This window comes from Rhizobacter sp. P3_B12, from assembly GCF_056402895.1.
This window is the reverse complement of record NZ_JBFUGN010000975.1, coordinates 1-2,279: the sequence shown is the minus strand read 5'-3', so window position 1 is coordinate 2,279 and position 2,279 is coordinate 1. Positions and strand designations below refer to the sequence as shown.

Here is a 2,279-nt window from a genome sequence, read left to right as displayed (position 1 = left end):
GACCAACGGCTTCCGCGTGCTCGAGCTGCAGCTGCGCGACGACGCCGGCGCCAGCCTCGCGAGCAACGCGGTGGCGCGCGTCGACCCGCTGGTGGAGAAGAACGCCGGCAAGGCGCTCACCGGCGACGTCGAACTCGGCCGCGCGCTGTGGAGTGCGCGCGGTGCGCTCGCCAAATCGCCGCTCGTCAGCCGCAAGCTGCAGGCGGCCTGCGCGTCGTGCCATGCCGAGGACGGCCGCGACCTGCAGTACTTCAACTACTCGAACAACTCGATCGTGCAGCGCAGCCGCTACCACGGGCTGAGCGAGGCGCAGGGCCAGCAGATCGCCGCCTTCCTGCGCTACACGCTGCAGGGCGTGCCGCACGCCGCGAAGGCGCGCCCGTGGAACCCGCCGTACCAGCCGGGCCCGGGCCTCGACTGCACCGGCATCGGCTGCGAGACGCAATGGGCCGCCGGTGCCGGGCTGGAGGCGGTGCTCGAGAACGCCACCGACGCCACCAAGGCGCTGTTCGGCAAGCCGCTCTCCGGCGCGCTGAGCGTGACGCAGGCCGAGGTCGACAAGGTGATGGACCCGAGCGCGACGATGAACGCGCGCGAGATGCAGATCCCGATGCAGTTCCCCGACTGGAACGCCTGGCTGCCGACCACCCACCCGTACGACGTGTGGCCGACGACCACCGAAGGCTCGTTCGAGGCCGGCGCGAAGTTCAGCGCGGCCGACGCGAAGAAAGATCCGAACGGCAAGTACAAGGCGCTGCTCGCGTGGCTGACGGCACACAGGAACCCGAMCGGCGTGTTCGGCGACTGGAGCCACCTGAAGGTCGACGAGCGCGTGCAGATCAAGCAGATGTTCACGCTGTTCGGCTGGGAGGGCTACAACTACCTGGGCGGCGGGCGCGGCAACCACATCGCGGCGAGCGGCCAGTACGGCGCGCAGGTCGGTGCGGCCAACCTGCAGAAGCTGGCCTCGGCCGCGACCACCGCTGCGAACCCGGCCGCCTTCACGACCAATGCGTTCATCGAACGCTCGGTGGCCAGCATGCTGCACTGGAACGCAGTGAAGCAGTGGGAGATGGCCCAGGTGTATGGCCTGGAAGGCAACCAGCAATGGTTCATCGGCGACAAGGACGCCGCCACCGGCGCCTGGAAGGGCCGCGGCGAGGCACACGGCTGGCCGTTCAACAGCGTCAGCCTGTTCTTCCTCGCGCCGCACATGATCTACCAGCAGGACACCGACGGCACCGGCAAGATCACACGCGAGTGGTTCAACGCATGGGAGTCCGGCAACATCGTCGGCTCGTACTACCGCACCAACCAGTGGTACCAGCTGCAGATGTCGGTGAACCCCGGCGGGCAGAGCGACTGGGTGAACTTCTCGATGGACTGGCCGTACCTGACCGCCTTCGACGACTACCTGGGCATGAAGGTCGGCACCGCGACGCCGGCCGCCAAGGCCGCCAACGACACGCACTACGTGCGGCTGCTGCAGGCGCGCATCAAGTCGGCGCAGTACGTCAACAACGAGATCGTGCTGTACGACCCGGCGCAGCCCGACCTGTTCGCCAACCGCGGCCGCTACGGGCGCGGCCAGGTGGCCAAGCACCTGACGGTGACCAACTTCATCGACACCGCGTCGAACAACGGCAAGAGCAACTCGAAGTACCGCTTCCTCGACGAGCTGTCGCCGGGGCTGTACCCGCGCGTCGTCAACGGCGCGATCCGCCAGTTCAACATGCTGTATTCGCAGACCGCCGCGACCGCCTGGCGCCGCTGCGACCCGAACAACAGCCAGCTCGGCGAGCCGGAACCGTGGGCCGGCTTCCGCTACTGCCTGGATGCGCAGCGCTCGCCGCTCGGGCAGGCGGCCGACGGCAGCTACTTCATGAACCAGGTGAACTACCGCGCCACCACCGAGCAGACCGAGCAGTACGGGCTGTGGAAGGCGACGCAGATGGGGGCCGACCCGGCGCGGCTGAAGACGTGGTCGGACTGGATCGACAGGATGTGGCCGAAACCGTGACCGTCGCCAGGGTGACGGGAATGAAGTCAAAATGGACGGCATTCCCAACGTCTTCGCGCTGCGCGCCAACGTCACCATGAAAAGCGATTTCGGATTGATCGGCCTGGCCGTGATGGGCCAGAACCTGGTGCTGAACGTGGAGAGCCACGGCTTCCAGGTCAGCGTGTTCAACCGCACGACGGCCGTCACCGACGAATTCGTCGCCCGCCACCCGGGCAAGAAGCTGGTGGGCGCGGCGACGCTCGAGGCTTTCGTCGAG

At 67.7% G+C, this 2,279-nt stretch carries 2 protein-coding genes; both read left to right on the top strand.

From position 1 onward, the window contains the following. Nucleotides 1-2,020: hypothetical protein (locus AC1D01_RS30900; protein ID WP_477873253.1), on the top strand; the 2,020-nt coding region annotated here is incomplete at its 5' end. Nucleotides 2,021-2,051: 31 nt separating this feature from the next. After that, the coding region (locus AC1D01_RS30895; protein WP_477873251.1) for an NAD(P)-binding domain-containing protein at nucleotides 2,052-2,279 on the top strand (228 nt) is incomplete at its 3' end.